The organism is Rahnella contaminans, from assembly GCF_011065485.1.
Taxonomy (GTDB): domain Bacteria; phylum Pseudomonadota; class Gammaproteobacteria; order Enterobacterales; family Enterobacteriaceae; genus Rahnella; species Rahnella contaminans.
The window spans coordinates 518,170-536,885 of record NZ_JAADJS010000003.1 but is presented as its reverse complement, the minus strand read 5'-3'; the positions used below and the strand labels follow the sequence as shown (position 1 = coordinate 536,885).

General features: G+C 55.4%; 12 protein-coding genes. 3 read left to right on the top strand and 9 right to left on the bottom strand.

Annotation, left to right across the window (positions count from 1 at the left end):
• Positions 1 to 55 precede the first annotated feature (55 nt).
• Positions 56 to 1,537: an alpha-amylase gene (gene amyA / locus GW579_RS17075; protein ID WP_165060466.1), complete on the top strand. Its 1,482-nt coding sequence runs from the start codon at positions 56 to 58 to the stop codon at positions 1,535 to 1,537.
• Between the two features lie 36 nt (positions 1,538 to 1,573).
• Here the strand turns inward: amyA and GW579_RS17070 are convergent, their stop codons facing one another.
• The 4 genes from GW579_RS17070 to fbaB form a co-directional block, all read right to left on the bottom strand.
• Positions 1,574 to 2,962, bottom strand: a complete 1,389-nt coding sequence (locus tag GW579_RS17070) for a hypothetical protein (protein WP_235937409.1) — start codon at positions 2,960 to 2,962, stop codon at positions 1,574 to 1,576.
• Positions 2,893 to 4,155: a hypothetical protein gene (locus GW579_RS23770; protein WP_206738951.1), complete on the bottom strand. Its 1,263-nt coding sequence runs from the start codon at positions 4,153 to 4,155 to the stop codon at positions 2,893 to 2,895. Before GW579_RS23770 ends, GW579_RS17070 begins: the two co-directional genes overlap by 70 nt.
• Before the next feature lie 4 nt (positions 4,156 to 4,159).
• A complete protein-coding gene (locus tag GW579_RS17060; RefSeq protein WP_165060463.1) occupies positions 4,160 to 5,845 on the bottom strand; it encodes an Hsp70 family protein in 1,686 nt (561 codons plus the stop codon).
• 108 nt (positions 5,846 to 5,953) lie between these two features.
• A complete protein-coding gene (fbaB, locus tag GW579_RS17055; protein WP_152323944.1) occupies positions 5,954 to 7,003 on the bottom strand; it encodes a class I fructose-bisphosphate aldolase in 1,050 nt (349 codons plus the stop codon).
• Positions 7,004 to 7,240: 237 nt separating this feature from the next.
• On the opposite strand from fbaB, the gene GW579_RS17050 reads away from it, so the two are divergent.
• Complete coding sequence (locus GW579_RS17050; RefSeq protein WP_152323943.1) at positions 7,241 to 8,929, top strand: sensor histidine kinase; 1,689 nt, start codon at positions 7,241 to 7,243, stop codon at positions 8,927 to 8,929.
• Positions 8,923 to 9,642, top strand: a complete 720-nt coding sequence (gene btsR, locus GW579_RS17045) for a two-component system response regulator BtsR (RefSeq protein WP_152323942.1) — start codon at positions 8,923 to 8,925, stop codon at positions 9,640 to 9,642. The genes GW579_RS17050 and btsR overlap by 7 nt, the downstream gene beginning before the upstream one ends.
• Before the next feature lie 17 nt (positions 9,643 to 9,659).
• On the opposite strand, the gene yjiA is transcribed toward btsR, so the two are convergent.
• The 5 genes from yjiA to GW579_RS17020 form a co-directional block, all read right to left on the bottom strand.
• Positions 9,660 to 10,625 (bottom strand): GTPase, encoded by a 966-nt coding sequence (gene yjiA / locus GW579_RS17040; protein WP_165060460.1) that lies wholly within the window; start codon positions 10,623 to 10,625, stop codon positions 9,660 to 9,662.
• Between the two features lie 13 nt (positions 10,626 to 10,638).
• On the bottom strand, positions 10,639 to 10,842 hold the full coding sequence (locus GW579_RS17035) for a CstA-like transporter-associated (seleno)protein (RefSeq protein ID WP_165060457.1): 204 nt from the start codon (positions 10,840 to 10,842) through the stop codon (positions 10,639 to 10,641).
• A gap of 79 nt (positions 10,843 to 10,921) precedes the next feature.
• The gene (locus GW579_RS17030; RefSeq protein WP_165060455.1) at positions 10,922 to 13,072 is read right to left on the bottom strand and encodes a carbon starvation CstA family protein; all 2,151 of its coding nucleotides are present in this window, start codon (positions 13,070 to 13,072) and stop codon (positions 10,922 to 10,924) included.
• Between the two features lie 274 nt (positions 13,073 to 13,346).
• The gene (locus GW579_RS17025) at positions 13,347 to 15,728 is read right to left on the bottom strand and encodes a virulence factor SrfC family protein (protein ID WP_165060452.1); all 2,382 of its coding nucleotides are present in this window, start codon (positions 15,726 to 15,728) and stop codon (positions 13,347 to 13,349) included.
• On the bottom strand, positions 15,725 to 18,712 hold the full coding sequence (locus tag GW579_RS17020; RefSeq protein ID WP_165060449.1) for a virulence factor SrfB: 2,988 nt from the start codon (positions 18,710 to 18,712) through the stop codon (positions 15,725 to 15,727). Before GW579_RS17020 ends, GW579_RS17025 begins: the two co-directional genes overlap by 4 nt.
• Positions 18,713 to 18,716 lie beyond the last annotated feature (4 nt).

The window sequence follows — 18,716 nt, the reverse complement described above, 5'->3', positions numbered from 1 at the left end:
GTTCTCTAATCCTGCTCCATACTTCATTTCCCGGTCATCTTAATGGAAATCCTGTATGCAGAATCCTACGTTGTTTCAGTTCTTCCACTGGTATTACCCGGATGGCGGCAAATTGTGGCCTGAGGTTGCAGAAAAAGCCGCGTGGCTGGCCGAAATCGGAATCACAGCTGCCTGGCTTCCCCCGGCATATAAAGGCGGTTCCGGCGGATATTCAGTGGGTTATGACACTTACGACTTATTCGATTTGGGCGAGTTTGACCAGAAAGGCTCACGCGCCACCAAGTACGGCGACAAAGAGGGATTCCTGGCGGCTGTTCAGGCGCTGAAACACCATCAGCTTGGCGTCATTCTCGATGTGGTGCTCAACCATAAAATGGGCGCTGACGAAAAAGAGCGCGTGCAGGTTAACCGCGTCAATATGGATGACCGTGAAGATATCAGCGACGACATCATCGAAGCCGATGCCTGGACGCGATTCATCTTCGCCGCCCGAAACGGGCAGTATTCCAAGTTTGTCTGGGATTTCCACTGCTTCAGTGGCGTCGATCATATTGAAAACCCGGATGAAAACGGCATTTTCAAAATCATCAACGATTACACCGGCGGTGGCTGGAACGACCAGGTCGATGACGAATTTGGGAATTACGATTATCTGATGGGTGCCAACGTTGATTTCCGCAATAACGCGGTCAGCGAAGAGCTCAAATACTGGGGCCGCTGGATCATGGAACAAACCGGTTGCACGGGGTTCAGGCTGGACGCAGTGAAGCATATCCCGGCCTGGTTTTATAAAGAGTGGATTGATCATATTCAGGCTGAATCCGAACAGCCGATGTATCTGGTGGCCGAATACTGGTCGTTCGACGTGCCCACGCTGCAAAATTACATCCATCAGGTGGAAGGCAAAACCATGCTGTTCGATGCACCGTTGCAGCTGAACTTCCATCATGCCTCGAAGCAGGGCGCGGATTTCGATCTGACCACCATTTTTGACAACACGCTGGTCGCCGCCGATGCGTCACACGCGGTCACGCTGGTCGCCAACCACGACACGCAGCCGCTACAGTCGCTGGAAGCGCCAGTTGAGCCATGGTTCAAACCGCTGGCTTATACGTTAATCCTTCTGCGTGAGCAGGGTGTGCCAATTGTGTTTTACCCGGATTTGATTGGCGCAAGTTACGAAGATGAAGGGGATGACGGCAATAATTACACCATCGAACTGCCTGCGATCCCACAACTGGAAACGCTGATCAAAGCCCGCCAGACATACGCGTGGGGCGTTCAGACCGATTATCTCGATCATCCGAACTGTATCGCGTTCAGCCGCAGCGGGACCGAAGAGCATCCGGGCTGCGTGGTGGTGATGTCAAACGGGGAAGGCGGAGAAAAGACCATCAAACTGGGCGACGGTTTCGCGCATAAGAAATGGCGCGATTTACTGGAACACCGCGAAGACATCATCGAAACCGACGAAAACGGTACGGGGCAGTTCTTCTGTGAAGCAGGCAGCGTCAGCGTCTGGGTTCTGGCGGAGTGAAAAGACAGGCTGGTGCAATGCCAGCCTGTTAGTTTTTCAGCGGATCCCCAAAGCAATCAAAAAGGCATACATCGCCAGCAGCAAAACAAATGACACAATGCCCACAATCCCTTCTGATTTTTTCATCAGCTGCCACGGGAACACCACGAGAATAATCATGGCGTTAAGCGGAGCCTGGTACCATTTCCAGGCCTTCGGCGCCATCATCCAGAGGACACAGAAACCGACAACGCTCATCACGCCGTAATCGGTTAGCAAAATTTGAAGATGGCCAGATTCTGGTTTGAAAGCGTCGAAAAAGCCCAACAGCATTTTCACTAAAATCAGAAGGGCGAGCAGCGAAAGTCCGCCTTGCGCAACCTTCAGGCTCCGGGGCCGGTCACGCAGAACGCTTTCCAGAAAACTGTAGCCCTGCGTATAAACGCCGATAATCGCGATCAAAAGGATCCGGTCACGCCACTTGTCAGGGTCTTCGCGGGTCGCAAGCAATGTCAGTAAAAGCCAGAAACCAGCCAGAAATAGCGTGCCCCAGCTCATCGCTGTGCGTGATTCATCAAGCGCTTTCACCAGTTGCGAGTTTAATTGCGGCACGAGTGAAGGGTAATGCATCCTGATATGGCTGAGTTCCTCATAAAGGGGTTTCAGAAAATCAGGCATCCACCTTGCCCACCACGCAAGCGTAGCGCCTTCGACAGTGAGCAACCTCAGCCGTCGCCGATCCAGTGCGGATTTCTGATATTTATTTTGCAACTGAGCCAGGTAATACTTCGCGCCCGTATTTTCAATCTGACGATAAAGCGCGGCCAGACGATGCGCGGGTATGCCGCCCGGCTGATAATGGTCAATATCCCAGCCCATGACCTCTGAAACACGGATAAGCAGTGCCGAATACAATCCTTCGCGCTCACTCAGCTGTGCAGCCAGTTCCTGACTGAACACTTCCCGCAGACGCAGATTTTGCAAAAGCTCACCGGATAGCACGGATTTGAGCAGGTTCAGGCCTTCGGTTTCATCTTCCATCATGACATCGATGATTGCAGTCACCTGCCTTAATGCCTCTAACTCCTGCTCCAGCGCATCACCGATACCCGACGTGAGCTCTTTTAAAGGTTCAATGTGAACCGGCATCCGTAAAGTGAAAGAGGGCGATTCATTCAGAATTTCCGTGACAACGTCACTCTTCGAAGGACGGTCCACGTACTCCTTCGCCTGTTCAAACGCCTCCCTCAGCCGCTGATAGCCTTCCGGATCCTGATCTGGCCGCGTCGTTTTCAGTTTCCGCGCGTAAGCGCGCTTGATGATGCTCAGATCGTCAGTAGGTTCGATGTCTAAGACTGACCAGATGTATGGGTTGTTCATGCCACCGCCCAGGTCACGAGCCACGAATAAAGGAATAACATCACGGCACAAATGACGATGCGCCATATCACGCCAGTTTTTTTTGCCTGCTGCCATGGAAATGTGACAAATGCGGTCAGGCTATTGCTGATAAGGTTGTACCAGCGCCAGTATCGCGGACAAATTGCCCATATGAGGAAAAGTACGAAAGCGGCAAGCATGCCAAAAAGTGCCGGACCACGCCCCGGGTCGTCGTACATGAAATGCAGTTGCCCATACAAGCCGCTGAAAATTTTAGCAAACACACCAAAGATGAGTAGCGAAAGCAGAGTTTCGAATATCGCTACAACGTTCTGCGAATGCCTGAACTTACGCTGTAGCTCGCTTTTGCCCCACGTACAGATAAGTAGAACGGAAATAATAATCGACACATCGCGCAGCGGATGTTCGTCATGGCGAATTCCAATAGCGATCACCATTCCCCAGAACACGATTAAAAAAGCTGTACTCCAGTCCAAAGCTAAACGCAGCCCGGATAACGTTTTGAGCAACTGCGGATTAACCCGCTCCAGCAATACAGGATGGTACGTGCTGATTTCTTCTACCGTCTTACGTAGCTGGCCGACATAACCCGGAAGTAACCTCGCCATGAAAGGCAGCTTTTTGCCCTCAACGCTCAGCAACTGAAATCGTTCATGTTCCTGCAGGGACTTCTCAGATTCATTTGCGAGGGAATCCCAGTATTGTGAAGCCTCTGTGTTTTCAGTCTGCGTGTAAATCGCCCATAACTGGTCCGCGGAAATCCCTTCAGGTCTGAAATTTTCGATTTCCCATCCCATCATGGCGGCCACGTTGATCAGCACAGAACGGGTAACACCTTCACGTTTGCCCAATTCCTCTGCCAGAAAATGGCTGAACAACTCGCGGGCGTGAATATTTTCCAGAGGACCTTCAGACAAACAGGTGTACAGCCTTTCAAAACCGGCGGTGGCATCGGCAAGCAGCAATGTCACCATTTCATCAACCTGACTGAGGATCTGCTGTTGCGAAAACGGCGCACTGTATTCAGGCTCCGTCAGCTCTGTAAAAGCAGGATCTTGTGCAGCATGTAAACCGCGGACATTGGAAATCGCCTTCGCCTGCTCGAACGCCTCCCTCAGTTGCTGATAGCCTTCCGGATCCTGATCTGGACGTGTGCTTTTCAGTTTCCGGGCATACGCGCGCTTGATAACGCTCAGATCGTCAGTAGGTTCGATGTCTAAGACTGACCAGATGCTCATCCGTTTACTCCCATTCCCTGCGCAGATACGCGATCAGTCCCTCGATTTCCTTGCGGGCTTCAGCGATTTGCCGGGCATCCTGCGTGTCCAGCACGCTTTCGAAGCGGTAAAGATGATCGGCGATATATTGACGTTGCTCTCCGAGACTTTGTTCGTAAAACGCATTGGCTTCGGCGACCAGCTGGCGGTTAACCAGTTGCTCACGCGGGTGCTGTTTGATGTTTTCCAGTTTCATCAGGCTGGCGGAGATTTGTTCCGCCGTAAGCGAGCCGGGGGATTTTTCGATCACCAGTTTTTGCATCTCACCGCTATGATCGATTTTGCATTCCACTTCAAGAATGCCGTCCAGCGTATAGGTAAAACGCACGTCGGCGGTGATTTCACCGGCAGGGCGTGGCGGCACATCCAGCGATAAGGAACCGAGCAGAATATTGTCGGAAACACGGCGGCCTTCACCCTGATAAATCGAAAATTCGAGCATTTTTTGCTGGTCGGTGATCGTACGGACGGATTCCACCCGGCTCACCGGCACAAAGCTATTGCGTTCGATCAACGGCATAAAATGCCCCGTCTCATAGCCTTCGCCTTTACGGCGCGCAATCTCAATACCGAGCGTGAAGGGCATCACGTCAGTCAGCACGATATCGTCAAGTGCCTGATCCTGCATCGCCAGCCCGGCCTGAATTCCCGCACCCAGCGCAACCGCTTCATCGGGCTGAAGATCGCAACGCGGGAAACGGCCAAACAAACGCGCGACAGCCTGTCGCACCAGTGGCATCCGCGTCGCGCCGCCCACCAGCACAATATGATCCACCTGATCGGCGGAAAACTTCGCATCACGCAGCGCCTGAATCACCGGCTTTTTCATTCGTTCCAGCGCACTTTCACAGCATTGCGCCAGAATCTCCGTCGTGATTGTCCAGCTCAGCGTTTCGCCTTCATGCTGATAACTGACGGACGTACTGTCCTGCGTCGTCAGCTGGCGCTTTGCCCGCTCCGCCAATGTGACGAGCCGGCCGTGTAAACCGGTGTCTTCCTGCTCGAGTTGCGGGAATTGCGCCAGCATCCAGCTGACCAGGCTGCGCGTAAAGTCATCGCCACCCAGAAATACATCGCCGCTGCTGGCGCGCACTTCAATGACGCCTTCGAACATATCGATGATCGAGACATCAAAAGTGCCGCCGCCCAGATCGAACACCAGAAACTTCTGCTCCTGCTGATTCGCCAGCCCGTAAGCCAGCGATGCAGCGGTCGGTTCGTTCAGCAAGCGTTCGACGTGTAAACCCGCCAGCTCACCGGCGGTTTTCACGGCTTTACGCTGAATGTCATTGAAATAGGCGGGAACGGTAATGATGGCGCGTTCGACTTTACAACCGCAGTGTTGCTCGACGTCGGCTTTCAGGCTGCGCAACAACAGGGCGGAAAGCTCTTCTGCACGAAAAGACTGATGTCCGAGCCGGAAATGATGGTCGGTGCCCATGAAACGTTTAAAACTGGAGAGGGTCAGACCGGGGTGAGTAAAGAGGCGGGCGTGAGCGGGTGCGCCGACAAGAATGTGCCCGTTATCATCGAGCCCGATAACCGAAGGCGTGAGATTGTGCCCGTAGGCGTTCGGTATCAGAACGGCCTGACCGTCCTGCCAGATGGAAACCGCGCTGTTTGACGTGCCTAAATCTATCCCTATCAACATCCGTATTGCTCCCGAAAATAAACTGAGAATGGCCGAAAGAAGCGTCTGACGACGAAACGTCTCTATCGGCCAAATTTACAGAATACTTAAGGGATTTTGTAGTCCGGGTTAAGCGATGGTCACTTTCTTATCCAGATACACATCCTGCACCGCATTGATTAACGCCACGCCATCTTTCATGGATTTCTTGAACGCTTTACGCCCCAGAATCAGCCCCATTCCGCCCGCGCGTTTGTTAATCACCGCCGTACGTACCGACTCCTGAATATCGTTTTCGCCTGCCGCACCGCCGGAGTTAATCAAACCGGCGCGCCCCATGTAGCAGTTCGCCAGCTGATAACGCACCAGATCGATAGGGTGATCGGTGGTGAGTTTGGAATAGACGCGCGCGTCGGTATAACCAAACTTCACGGCGTTGTAGCCGCCGTTATTTTCGGCCATCTTTTGCTTCACGATATCTGCGCCAATGGTGGCCGCAAGGTGGTTCGCCTGACCGGTCAAATCCGCGCTGGAGTGATAATCCACGCCGTCTTTAACAAACGCCGGATTGCGCAGATACGCCCACAACACCGTGACCATGCCCAGCTCATGCGCCCGTTCGAACGCGGCGGAGATCTCCTCAATCTGACGGCGGGATTGTTCTGAACCGAAATAAATGGTTGCGCCGACGGCCTGCGCGCCCAGTTCAAACGCCTGATCCACGCTGGCGTACAGCGTCTGATCGTACTGGGTCGGATAACTGAGCGTTTCATTGTGGTTCAGTTTGACCAGGAACGGGATTTTGTGGGCATAACGGCGGGACACGGAAGCCAGCACGCCGTAAGTCGAGGCCACACAGTTGCAACCGGCTTCCAGTGCCAGTTCGACAATATTCTTCGGGTCAAAATAGAGCGGGTTTGCCGCAAATGATGCGCCTGCGGAATGCTCGACGCCCTGATCGACTGGCAGAATCGACAGATAACCGGTTCCCGCCAGACGGCCGGTGTTATACAGATTTTGCATCGCAGCCAGCACGCGCGGCGAGCGGTTATTATCAATCATTACGCGATCGACAAAATCAGCCCCCGGAAGATTAAGCTGCTCAGCAGTAATTGTGGAACAACGATGTTGCAACAGGGAATCGGCTTCTTTACCTAAAACCTTAGAGATATCAGTCATAACGAACTCCGTCTCGGGCTCTGAACAGGGTTCAGAGCGATGAATGAACCTGCCTTACAGTAGACAAAGTAGACTAACGTTTTGATTCCGGCCAACTTGCACATTAGATGCTGAAGGCTGAAGCAAGCCCCCACATACAAAAAAGTAATAAATCGATTTCGTTTTTCTGGCGCGTGCCAAAGAAACGTTTCGCTGAACGCGCTATCGTATGCGCTTCACTGATTGCGGATGTCGGGCATGTACGAGTTCAATTTAGTTTTACTGCTGTTACAGCAGATGTGTGTGTTTCTGGTTATCGCCTGGCTGATGAGTAAAACCCGCCTTTTTATCCCACTGATGCAGGTCACCGTCCGTCTGCCTCACAAGCTGCTTTGTTACATCACGTTCTCCGTATTCTGCATTATGGGCACCTATTTCGGCCTGCACATTGAAGATTCCATTGCCAACACGCGTGCGATTGGCGCGGTGATGGGGGGGCTGCTGGGCGGTCCGGTTGTCGGCGGACTGGTCGGGCTGACCGGGGGGTTACATCGTTACTCGATGGGCGGCATGACGGCACTCAGTTGCATGGTATCCACCATTACCGAAGGGCTGCTCGGTGGTTTGCTGCACAGCATTCTGATCCGTCGCGGGCGCACCGATATGCTGTTCAATCCGCTGACCGCTGGCGCAATTACGTTCGTGGCTGAAACGGTGCAGATGCTGATTATCCTGCTGATTGCCCGGCCGTTTCACGACGCACTGCATCTGGTCAGTAATATTGCCGCGCCGATGATGGTGACTAACACGCTGGGCGCGGCGATGTTTATGCGCATCCTGCTGGATAAACGCGCGATGTTTGAAAAATACACGTCGGCGTTTTCCGCCACCGCGCTGAGGGTAGCGGCATCGACGGAAGGGATATTGCGGCAGGGATTTAACGAAGAAAACAGCATGAGAGTGGCGCAGGTTCTGCATCAGGAACTGGATATCAGCGCCGTCGCCATTACCGATTGTGAGAAACTGCTGGCGTTTACCGGCGTGGGCGATGACCACCATTTGCCCGGTAAACCGATATCTTCCGCCTATACCTGGCGCGCGATTGAAAAGGACGAAGTAGTGTACGCCGACGGCAACGAATTGCCTTACCGCTGCTCGCTGCACCCGAACTGCAAACTGGGCTCGACGCTGGTGATCCCGCTGCGGGGCGAAAATCAGCGGGTGATCGGCACCATCAAATTGTACGAAGCGCGCAACCGGCTGTTCAGCTCGATCAACCGTACGCTGGGCGAAGGCATTGCGCAGTTGCTGTCGGCGCAAATTCTGGCGGGGAAATACGAGCAACAAAAAGCGCTGCTCGCACAGTCGGAAATCAAACTGCTGCACGCACAGGTGAACCCACATTTCCTGTTCAACGCGCTCAACACGCTGATGGCGGTGATCCGTAACGACAGCGATAAAGCCGGGCAACTGGTGCAGTATCTCTCGACGTTCTTTCGCAAAAACCTCAAACGTCCTTCAGAAATTGTCACTCTTGCCAACGAAATCGAGCACGTGAATGCCTATCTGCAAATCGAACTGGCGCGTTTTCCCTCGCGGCTGAACGTCGAACTTCAGGTGCCGGACCAGCTCTCGGCTCAGAATCTGCCTGCATTTACCCTGCAACCGATTGTGGAAAACGCCATTAAGCACGGCACGTCTCAATTGCTCGGCAACGGTATAATTACCATCCGCGCCCGTCGTGACGGGCAAAACGTCGTTGTTGAGGTCGAGGACAACGCCGGTTTATATCAGCCGCGCACCGAAAGCAACGGGCTGGGCATGAGTCTGGTGGACAGACGCCTGCGCGCCCGCTTTGGCGATGACTATGGGATCGCCGTCAGCTGCGAACCGGATCTTTTCACCCGCGTTACGTTGCGCCTGCCGATCGAGGAACCCGCATGTTGAAAGTGATGATTGTTGATGATGAGCCGCTGGCACGCGAGAACCTGCGGATTCAGCTTCGGGACGAAGGCGATATCGAGATCATCGGCGAATGCGCCAACGCCATTGAAGCCATCGGCGCGGTGCATAAATTGCGTCCGGACGTCCTGTTTCTGGACATTCAGATGCCGCGCATCAGCGGGCTGGAAATGGCCGGAATGCTCGACCACCGGCATCGTCCGCATATTGTTTTTCTTACCGCGTTTGATGAATACGCGGTGCAGGCGTTTGAAGAGTGCGCGTTTGATTACCTGCTGAAACCGATTGAGCCGCCACGTTTACAGAAAACGCTGGCACGGTTGCGGCAGGAACGTCAGGTGCAGGAAATCTCGCAACTGCCGGAAAGCCAGCAGTCGCTGAAATTCATTCCGTGCAGCGGCCACAGCCGGATCTGGCTGTTGCAGATGGAAGAGGTGGCGTTTGTCAGCAGCCGGATGAGCGGCGTTTACGTGACCAGTCAGGACGGCAAGGAAGGGTTTACGGAACTGACGCTGCGCACGCTGGAAAGCCGCACGCCCTTGTTACGTTGTCACCGGCAATATCTGGTGAATATGGATTATCTTAAAGAGATCCGCCTGGAAGATAACAATCAGGCGGAGCTGTTATTGCGCGACGGCCAGACCGTACCGGTCAGCCGCCGCTATCTGAAAACACTGAAAGAAGCCGTCGGGCTTTAGGTGTCAGGGCGGGCGGTTCAGACGGGTCTCAGCCCGTCAAATGCCTGACGAATTTCGGCTTCCGGTAATGCCACGCCGATAAACACCAGCTGGCTGACCGGCGTTTCGTCCGGTTCCCACGTGCGGTCCCAGTCGGCGCTGTACAGCCGCTGAACGCCCTGAAACAGCAGGCGGCACGGCTGATCCTCAATCCACAACATCCCTTTATAGCGCAGAAGGCTGTCTGCAAAACCGGAAAGTAAACCTTCCATCACGCCGGATACCGCCTGCAACGCCACCGGATAATCCAGTTCCACCACGATGGATGAAATCGTATTTTCCTGCCGGTTCACAATGCGGCGGAAAACCGGCTTTGAGACCACCACGTTTTCTTCCAGCATAAAACCACGCGTGTCGAACAACAGCGCCAGATCGATATCGCCGTTCACCACCGGATACACCGGTGCGCGGGCATTAATCCGCTGAAGCCGCGCAATCAGCTCGCTGCTGTCACCGGCCACATCGGTTTTCGTCAGCAAAATCCGGTCAGCATAACCAATCTGCGACTGCGCCAGCGGGAACTGATCCAGCTGTTGTTGCGCGTGAACCGCGTCCACCAGCGTGATGACTCCGTCGAGAAGATAGCGTTCGCAGATAATTTCATGGGCGAAAAACGCCTGCAAAATCGGCCCCGGATCCGCCATGCCGGTGCATTCAATCACCAGCCGGTCGAACTGCACGTCGCCTCCATCCAGACCGTCGAGCAAATCCAGCAACGCGTCTTCCAGTTCGTTCGAGCGGCTGCAACAGATACACCCGTTGGTCAGCGTGGTAATCCGCGTCGCGCGATCGCCAATCAGCTGGCTGTCGATCGCCACTTCGCCAAACTCATTTTCAATGACTGCAATTTTGTAATCGTGCTGCTGATGCAGCATCTGGCGCAGCAGGGTAGTTTTGCCTGCGCCGAGAAAACCGGTTAAAACCGTGACCGCAATGGGTGTCATAACGTCATTCCTGTTAACAACAGCGCATCCCGCCGTTGCCGTCGCCGCCGTAGCGGGCCTGCTGGCGTTCGCGGAAAAATTCTTTGTAAGTCATCATCGGTTTATCCGGATGATTGGTCTGCATGTGCAGCACGTAGGTATCGTAATCCGGGATCCCCACCAGCATGCGCGCCGCCTGACCGAGGTATTTCTTCGCCGCGCCTAAATTATCGAACACAAGCCGCTCCTTTGAGAGTATTGGCCGCCATGCTATATGCGGGAAAGCCCCGCGAGTGCGGGGCAGTAACACAACATCATCAGTGGCTGGAGAGTTTAATACCTTCCTCCGGCACCGGCACATACGGCGTTTCTTTATCGGTACGCTGATCGGTTTTACGCGCCTGCAACCATGCCCTGAAGCCGTAGAAAATAATACTGTACACCACAATCAGGAACAGAATACTCAGCCCGGCGTTGGTGTAGTTGTTGATCACAATATGGTTCATGTTGCTGATTTGCTGTTCAGTCAGGTCCGCGCCGCCAGCGGCGATACGGGCTTTATACTGGCTGGCCATGAAGAAGAAGCCTTCCATCTGCGGATTGGTGCTGAACAGTTTCAGACCCAGCGCCCAGGTGGTGCAGATCAGCAGCCAGACCGCAGGCAGCACGGTGACCCAGATGTATTTAGTGCGTTTCATTTTGATCAGCACCACGGTTGCCAGCACCAGGGCGACAGCCGCCAGCATCTGGTTGGAGATCCCGAACAGCGGCCACAAGCTTTTCACGCCGCCCAGCGGATCGACCACACCCTGATACAACAGATATCCCCACAGGCCCACGCAACCGGCAGTACCCACAATCCCGGCCACCAGTGAATCAGTTTTTTTCAGGAACGGAATAAAGTTGCCGAGCAAATCCTGCAACATAAAGCGTCCGGAACGCGTACCGGCATCCAGCGCAGTCAGGATGAACAGCGCTTCGAACAGGATCCCGAAGTGATACCAGAAGCCCATATCGGCAAACGGCACAATCTTGTTGAAGACGTGCGCGATACCCACCGCCAGCGTCGGTGCGCCACCCGCGCGGTTCAGCACGGAAGGTTCGCCGATATCTTTAGCGGTTTGCAGAATTTGTTCCGGAGTGATCACAAAGCCCCAGGAACTCACCGTGGCCGCCGCGTGCGCCGTCACATCTTTCAGTTGTGCCAAAATCATCGGCGCATTATCGCCGCCCAGCTCATGCAGGTTTGGCATCACAATGCCCAGACCGGCTGGCGGGGTGTTCATCGCAAAGTACAAACCCGGTTCGATGATGGAAGCCGCAACCAGTGCCATCACCGCCACGAAAGATTCCATCAGCATCGCGCCGTAACCGATAAAGCGCGCGTCAGTTTCACAGGCCAGCAGTTTTGGCGTGGTGCCGGAAGCAATCAGCGCATGGAAACCGGACACCGCACCACAGGCAATGGTGATAAACAGGAACGGGAACAGCGCGCCTTTCCACAGCGGACCCGTGCCGTCAATGTACTGCGTAATCGCAGGCATTTTCAGTTCCGGATTCAGGATCACAATCCCGATCGCCAGCCCGACGATCACGCCGATTTTCAGGAATGTCGCCAGATAATCGCGCGGCGCCAGAATCAGCCAGACCGGCAGCAGCGCGGAAATAAACGCATAACCAATCAGGGTAAAGGTGATGGTGGTGTCTTTAAACGTCAGCGCCGGGCCCCAGTACGGGTCATGGGCAATCACGCCGCCAAACCAGATGGAAGCAATCAGCAAAATCACGCCAATCACCGAGATTTCACCCACGCGTCCAGGCCGGATAAAGCGCATGTAAATGCCCATAAACAGCGCGATGGGCACCGTCGAACAGACCGTAAACACCCCCCACGGGCTTTCCGCCAGCGCTTTCACCACAATCAGCGCCAGCACCGCCAGAATAATAATCATGATCAGGAAACAGCCGAACAGGGCGATGGTGCCCGGCACCGGCCCCATTTCCTCTTTGATCATTTCGCCGAGCGACGCCCCGTTACGGCGCGAGGAGATAAACAGAACCATGAAATCCTGTACAGCCCCTGCCAGCACCACGCCCGCCAGCAGCCACAGCACGCCGGGCAGGTAGCCCATTTGCGCCGCCAGAACCGGCCCGACAAGAGGACCTGCGCCCGCAATGGCCGCAAAGTGGTGGCCGAACAGCACGTTGCGGTGCGTCGGCACATAGTTCAGTCCGTCGTTATTAAGTACCGCGGGCGTTGAACGCGTCGGGTCGAGCTTCATCACTTTTTGCGCGATGTAGAGGCTGTAATAGCGGTAGGCCACCAGATAGACCGAAACCGATGCCACCACAATCCACAGCGCACTGATATGTTCACCTCGCCGTAAGGCAACGACTGCCAGACAGCAAGCACCGATGATTCCCAGAATCATCCAGGGTATATGCTTGAATATTGATTTTGTATTCATAGGAAACCTGGTTGTCAGAATAGCCAACAAATGCCCCTCACGGATTTTGAGAGGAGCTTTTATAAGAGAAGGGCACTATTTTTTTGCCAGACACAGGATGGCGAATTTCACCGCCAAACGGGGGAAAGAGTGGTTAAGCGGTTGTATGGGGAGCTAAGCGGTTACTGGAGGCGGTAAGCGGTTTTGATGTCGCGCTAACCCACTGAATTTTGTGATTTAGATCTCACTGCAAACCCGCGTCACAGAGGCGTTTTGCCCCTGTGACGGGTTATTTTCAGGCCGGAACGGCTAATTTTCCGAGCAGGCGTTCCAACTGTTCGCGCTGTTGCGCAGGAATTTCACCGCCCGCGGCGTAACCGGCGTTACGCATGATGCTTTCCTGCAATCCGACCAGCCAGTCGTAAATGTAAAACGCGGTCGAATTGGTCGGCGTTGCGGAGAGTCTGGTCAGCCTGCGGGAAGATTTCCAGCTGGCGACGTTTTTCTGCGGCTTGGCGAAAATCTTATTGCCCTTATTGATGCGGCTTTCCGGGCGTTCGGCTTCGCTGAGTTTTTCATAGCCGAGCCACGCAACAAAATCACCGAGCACGGTCAGCGCGCGGGAAACCTGCCGGTCGGCGTGATGTTCATGTTCACGCGCACCGGCAGGCAAGGTTCCGCCCAGTGACTGCACCAGCGCCTCCCCCATATTCAGCCGGAAACTGGCGGTGATCAGCTCTTCCATCAGCAACTCTACGGTCGGTTTCGCCACACCAAGCAGAGCGATCAGCGGTTCATTTTCCGGTAAACCGCGCAGATGGTTTATCCAGTAACGCTGCACCTGACGCGCAAACGCCGCGCCGTCATCCTGTTTTTCCTGCCACGGCTGCACATCCTGTTGCTCGGCAAACAAATCAATGTCTATGCCGATACCAAAGCTTTCGGCGGCAGTCTGATCCTGCGGGTCGGTTCCGGCGTCCTGCCCGGAAATTTCGTGATAAATCCTGTGCAGCTCATCGCGGCCGGGCAGCAGTTTTTCCAGCAATTCGCCGTGGACGCCGGTGCGCGTCTGTAAGGCTTTAATCACGGTCTGAACGGTATGCTGCTTTTTCGCCGGGTCAGCCACTTCGCCTTTCTGGAACCAGCGCCCCAGCAGGTTATCCGCCAGCTCGCGGTAAAGTTCGTCACGCAGTTCTGCGAGACGGTTCAGCCGGATTTCCGGGCGAATTTCCGCTACCAGATAATCGGCCATACGTTGCAGGCCGCGCTCGTCCATCGCCAGCAATGCGCCCCAGGCATCGCCCGGATTACCGACATGACGCTGCACGGCTTCATCGAAATGCACCGATTCAGTCATGCGGCGGTCAAACGGCGTCAGCACCCAGACCAGCCCCGGCTTGCGGCGGCCGCGAACCTGGGTGTTTTCACCCTGCATTTCTTTGACCCAGTATTCCAGCGTGCGGCCAACGGCAACCACGTCTTCACGTTTATCCGCGGCGGTACACACCATCAGCATATTCATTTCGTGGCGGTCGGTATAACGCTCGGGCAGATAGGCCATTTTGGCGCGGAACAGGGCGTCTTTTTCGTCGTCTGTACCGTCTTCTGCCCGCGCGCTCTGCGCCGGTAAATCCAGCAGGTCGGTCTGTTCGAACAGCACTTCACGCGGCGGCGAAAGCAGCGGAATTTGCACTTCGGAGGCCAGCAGCGTCAGTTCAGCCAGTGACAACGTCACCTGTGAACCGGTTTCTTCACCAAACTGCGGGCAGACCGGCACCTGAATATCCCAGGTCGGCGACGGGCTGAAGATCCCGTCCGCAGGCTGCATCGCGTCATCCACCAGAATGCTCAGCGGTGCCAGCAGACTTTGCGCACTGCCGAGATGTTGCAGCGTATGGGCGTAATGACGGTAAGCAGCGGTTAATGCGGGCGTATTGCCCCACAGCAAAGAGAACAGGCGTGCGCGGTCGTCAACGTTCAGATACGGCGCAAGCTTCACGGCCACCGGCCAGTAATGTGCGTTGAGATGACGGAAACGGCGGGCGTCGAGACGGATCATCGAATCCCATAATCCCATCATTTGCTCGCTGGTAAAGCCTTCTACCGGCTCTGGCTGGCGGTGCATCATCAGCTTATTGAGATGCTCGGTGATCTGCTGCGTATCGGGAACGTGATAACTGGCGTCCGGCTCGAACGCGCGGGTCACGATGCGCGCCAGGTCGGCTTCACTGAGAAGCAACATGCGCACCGGAAAAGCGCGGTCTCTCACATCCACCTGGCGCGTAAAGCGGGTCGCCAGACGGGCGGCGCGGTTGCCCGGATTAATCTGCGTCAGATAATCAAGCGTCACGCCGCCGAGGCGGGTTTCAAGACGGCCATAGTTTCCGGCCGCCAGAGAACAAATCAGATAGGATTTCCCGGCCTGAGAATGCCCGAAGAAACCCAGCGCAGGTGGCAGTTCGCACGCCAGCGCCAGACGCTGTGCTTTGTCGCGGCAACGTTTGAGTTGCAGACGCAAACGGTCGGCTTCCAGATCCAGACGCGGTGCCTGTTCACGGGTGGTGTCCACCCACTCCAGCGCGTCGCCCATTGTCGCGGCAGCGGCCGCAAACTGACGCTGTAATTCGTTGGTGGTCAGCGCCGGTGCCGGGGTTGAAACTGTCATGCTTGTTGTCATGAGACGAATACGCTCCCACTGTCGATCCAGTAATGGCTTTCGCCCAGTGTGTTCAGCCTGAGCCGCAGGTGATGAGATGGCACTTTGGTGCCGTTATCCAGCACCGCGCTGGCGATGTCGAAAAATTCCGGTGTCGGGTGATCTTCGCCTTTTTTAACGGCCAGTTTTACGCGCAGCACGCTGTCGCCAGCCACTTTACGTGCCAGTTCCGGCTCCGCAATCGACAAGGTATACAGCGGCGACGCAGGCCAGCGGTCATTTTCCAGCTGACGGAAACCGAGACAAATCGCGCCACGGATACGGAAACTGGCGGCGCTGTCGAGCTTGTAATCATGCGCATCCAGATCAATATCGCTGTAGCAAACATTGTCGTCGGTCAGAACCTGATTACCGTCGAGCATGCCGAGATAACGCACCGTGGAATACGGCTGGAAATCACCGGCCTTGAAATAGAAGCCCGGTAGCCGTAAATCCAGTGCCAGCAGGCACAGCATCGCACCTACCGCCGCCGTCGATTTCGGGTTATCAATGCGCCCCTGTTTGTTAAACGGATACCAGCCGCTGGTGTGATAACCGTCAAGCGAAAGCATGCGGTTAATCGGTAACGGCTGGAGATGGCGGAACAGCGCCTGAATACCGGGGAAGCGCGAAGGGCGGCCGGTCAGCAACAGCACGTCGCAATCGTGCAGCGACACCACTTCACAGAGCGAACGCAGATTCTGCGTGATGCTCATGCGGTTAGATAAGAATTCGTTGTGCAGTTTGCTGAGTTTAAGCACCAGCGGAGCCTGTAAAATATCGAAAACGGCGGAACCGGCAGGCAGCACGCGCTGAATTTCGCTGTGCAGATAATCCAGCACTTTTTGCGTCGGATGTTGCCCCAGCAGTTCGCCAAACGGCGCATCGATTTCCGCGTGCGTGTCCAGCGGATCAAAACGTTCGTAAACTTCCAGCACGGCATGAGCCAGCGGGATGAAAATTTGCAGCGTACTTTGCTGACGCAGCGTCGCGTGCCCGTCCATGCGGCCTTCACTGCCAAACAGGCGCGTCATCAGGCTGTCCGGATTCGCCAGCCCGGCTTTCTTCAGCGCGGCATGCAGCGCAGGTAAAATATAAAGCTGGATCACATCGAGCAGAATATCGTCGCCCGCGACTTTAAATCCTTCGCGGAACAACAGGCGCGGGGTGATTTTGACGTTATTTCCCATACCGTCGTCGAGCCAGTATTGGGTAATCGCCAGATCGGTGGTGCCGCCGCCAATATCAATCGACGCGATGCGCAGGGTTTTACCCACCGGTTCATCGTCGGCCAGTTCCCGGTCCGGACGCGCCATGCTGGCAAAGAATTCGCCGGTATGACCGCCGAAGTTCACCTGCGTTTCGTTGTACAGATACACCATCTGGCCGCAGGTCGCTTCGTCCCATTCCATCTGCACATCGGGCACCGGCATGCGGCTTTTGGCTTTATCGGTCTGATTTTTAAAACCGTCATCCGACGGATGCCAGCCCATAGATTTCCAGACCAGACCAATCGCTTCCTGCATTCTGCGGCGGAAAATTTCGCGCTCAGGTTTCGGCATTGCCGACGGCAGCGTCAGAATAATATTGCGGATCTGGCGGGGCGCGGACGAGCGCAGCATGCGGATGCGCTGCGCCGGACTGTTGATTTGCATCATCGCCTGCGCCAGCAGTTCGGACAGCATCAGCGTCATCACCGAGCTGCGGCTGTAATGAGCAGAAAACACCGGCAGGCGATCTTCCGGCGGCAGGTCAGACAGCGGCTGACCTTCGTCATTGATGAGGAACGTCAGCGGCATTGCCGCCGCCACCGGCTCCTGCACCGTACCGTGGCCGCCCTGGCTGAAACGCCAGCCCGGCGTGTAACTGTCTTCATCCCACAAATAACGTCGCGGACTGGAAATTCCGGTCGATCCTTCCGTGCCTTCGCGCAGCAGCGCCAGACGGCTGGCTTCACGCCCGGCACGCAGAATTGACGGCCAGATAAACGCATCGTCACGGCCGCTTTCAACGGAAAAGTTCGGTTTACCAAAGCGCGCCTGAGCAAATTCCACACGGCTTTCAAACAGCTCGTTATAGAGAAAATGCGGCTGTGAGAGGTCACGCAGTTGCAGTTCGCTGGTCTGTTTCAGCCCGTCAGTTTCGCCAACATGGTCTTCAACCAGAATGCCGCAGGTGTGCGAGTTACCGACGTCGAGGATAAGATCCACGTTGATCGCCGGTTCCTGAAGCGTCGCGCCGTTGATCTTCAGCTCCGGAATACTCAGCTGGCTGCCGAGCATTTCCAGCAGGTTCAGATAGTGCGCCTGATATTCAAATTCGCGCAGCGCCACTTTGATATTGCGCGCCTCACGGTCTTCGCGCAGTGCCGCCTGCTCGGTAAAGACTTCACGCAGCCAGCCGTCTACCCAGGTCTGGTCAAGAAACTCGGGCAACTCTTCGTTGTGCCACGCCAGCGCAAAGTTAATGCCGTTTTTCACGTCGTCCGGCGTCGGAGCCAGCAGCGCCTGTTCTTCATCGCCTTCGGTCACGCGGGTATCAAACGCCACCACCACGCGGTGCGTACTGCCATCGGCTTCCGGCGTATCGAGCGCGCGGATTTGCACACGCGCCCAGTTATCCGGGCCCGCCATAAAAGTGCGCGGAGGATTAAAACGCAGGAACGGCAACGGCAGCCAGATCTGATCGAGCAATTTGAGCGACTGTTCCAGCGGGAAACTGAATTCAGGCCGCACCACTTCTGGTGCACCGCCGTCCACGCCGGGTAAGAAATGACGGCCATTTTGCGGGTTGAAATCCAGGCGCAGCAGCGGGCCGTTGGCGCTTTTGCGCACGAATTTAGCAGGCAGCGCATCATCCCACACCGGTTTGAGCGCGAAGTCGAGAAACTGAATACCGCTGTCCTGAATCAGGGTCACGGCTTGCTTAAAAATGGTCTGTTTAAAATCTGTAATGGTTGCCAGCATGCTG

What these genes read in the sequence shown, in the direction of transcription:
- amyA (WP_165060466.1), top strand. Translation starts at nt 56, where the DNA reads ATGCAGAATCCTACGTTGTTTCAGTTCTTCCACTGGTATTACCCGGAT.
- GW579_RS17070 (WP_235937409.1), bottom strand. Translation starts at nt 2,962, where the DNA reads ATGGCGCATCGTCATTTGTGCCGTGATGTTATTCCTTTATTCGTGGCT.
- GW579_RS23770 (WP_206738951.1), bottom strand. Translation starts at nt 4,155, where the DNA reads ATGAGCATCTGGTCAGTCTTAGACATCGAACCTACTGACGATCTGAGC.
- GW579_RS17060 (WP_165060463.1), bottom strand. Translation starts at nt 5,845, where the DNA reads ATGTTGATAGGGATAGATTTAGGCACGTCAAACAGCGCGGTTTCCATC.
- fbaB (WP_152323944.1), bottom strand. Translation starts at nt 7,003, where the DNA reads ATGACTGATATCTCTAAGGTTTTAGGTAAAGAAGCCGATTCCCTGTTG.
- GW579_RS17050 (WP_152323943.1), top strand. Translation starts at nt 7,241, where the DNA reads ATGTACGAGTTCAATTTAGTTTTACTGCTGTTACAGCAGATGTGTGTG.
- btsR (WP_152323942.1), top strand. Translation starts at nt 8,923, where the DNA reads ATGTTGAAAGTGATGATTGTTGATGATGAGCCGCTGGCACGCGAGAAC.
- yjiA (WP_165060460.1), bottom strand. Translation starts at nt 10,625, where the DNA reads ATGACACCCATTGCGGTCACGGTTTTAACCGGTTTTCTCGGCGCAGGC.
- GW579_RS17030 (WP_165060455.1), bottom strand. Translation starts at nt 13,072, where the DNA reads ATGAATACAAAATCAATATTCAAGCATATACCCTGGATGATTCTGGGA.
- GW579_RS17025 (WP_165060452.1), bottom strand. Translation starts at nt 15,728, where the DNA reads ATGACAACAAGCATGACAGTTTCAACCCCGGCACCGGCGCTGACCACC.
- GW579_RS17020 (WP_165060449.1), bottom strand. Translation starts at nt 18,712, where the DNA reads ATGCTGGCAACCATTACAGATTTTAAACAGACCATTTTTAAGCAAGCC.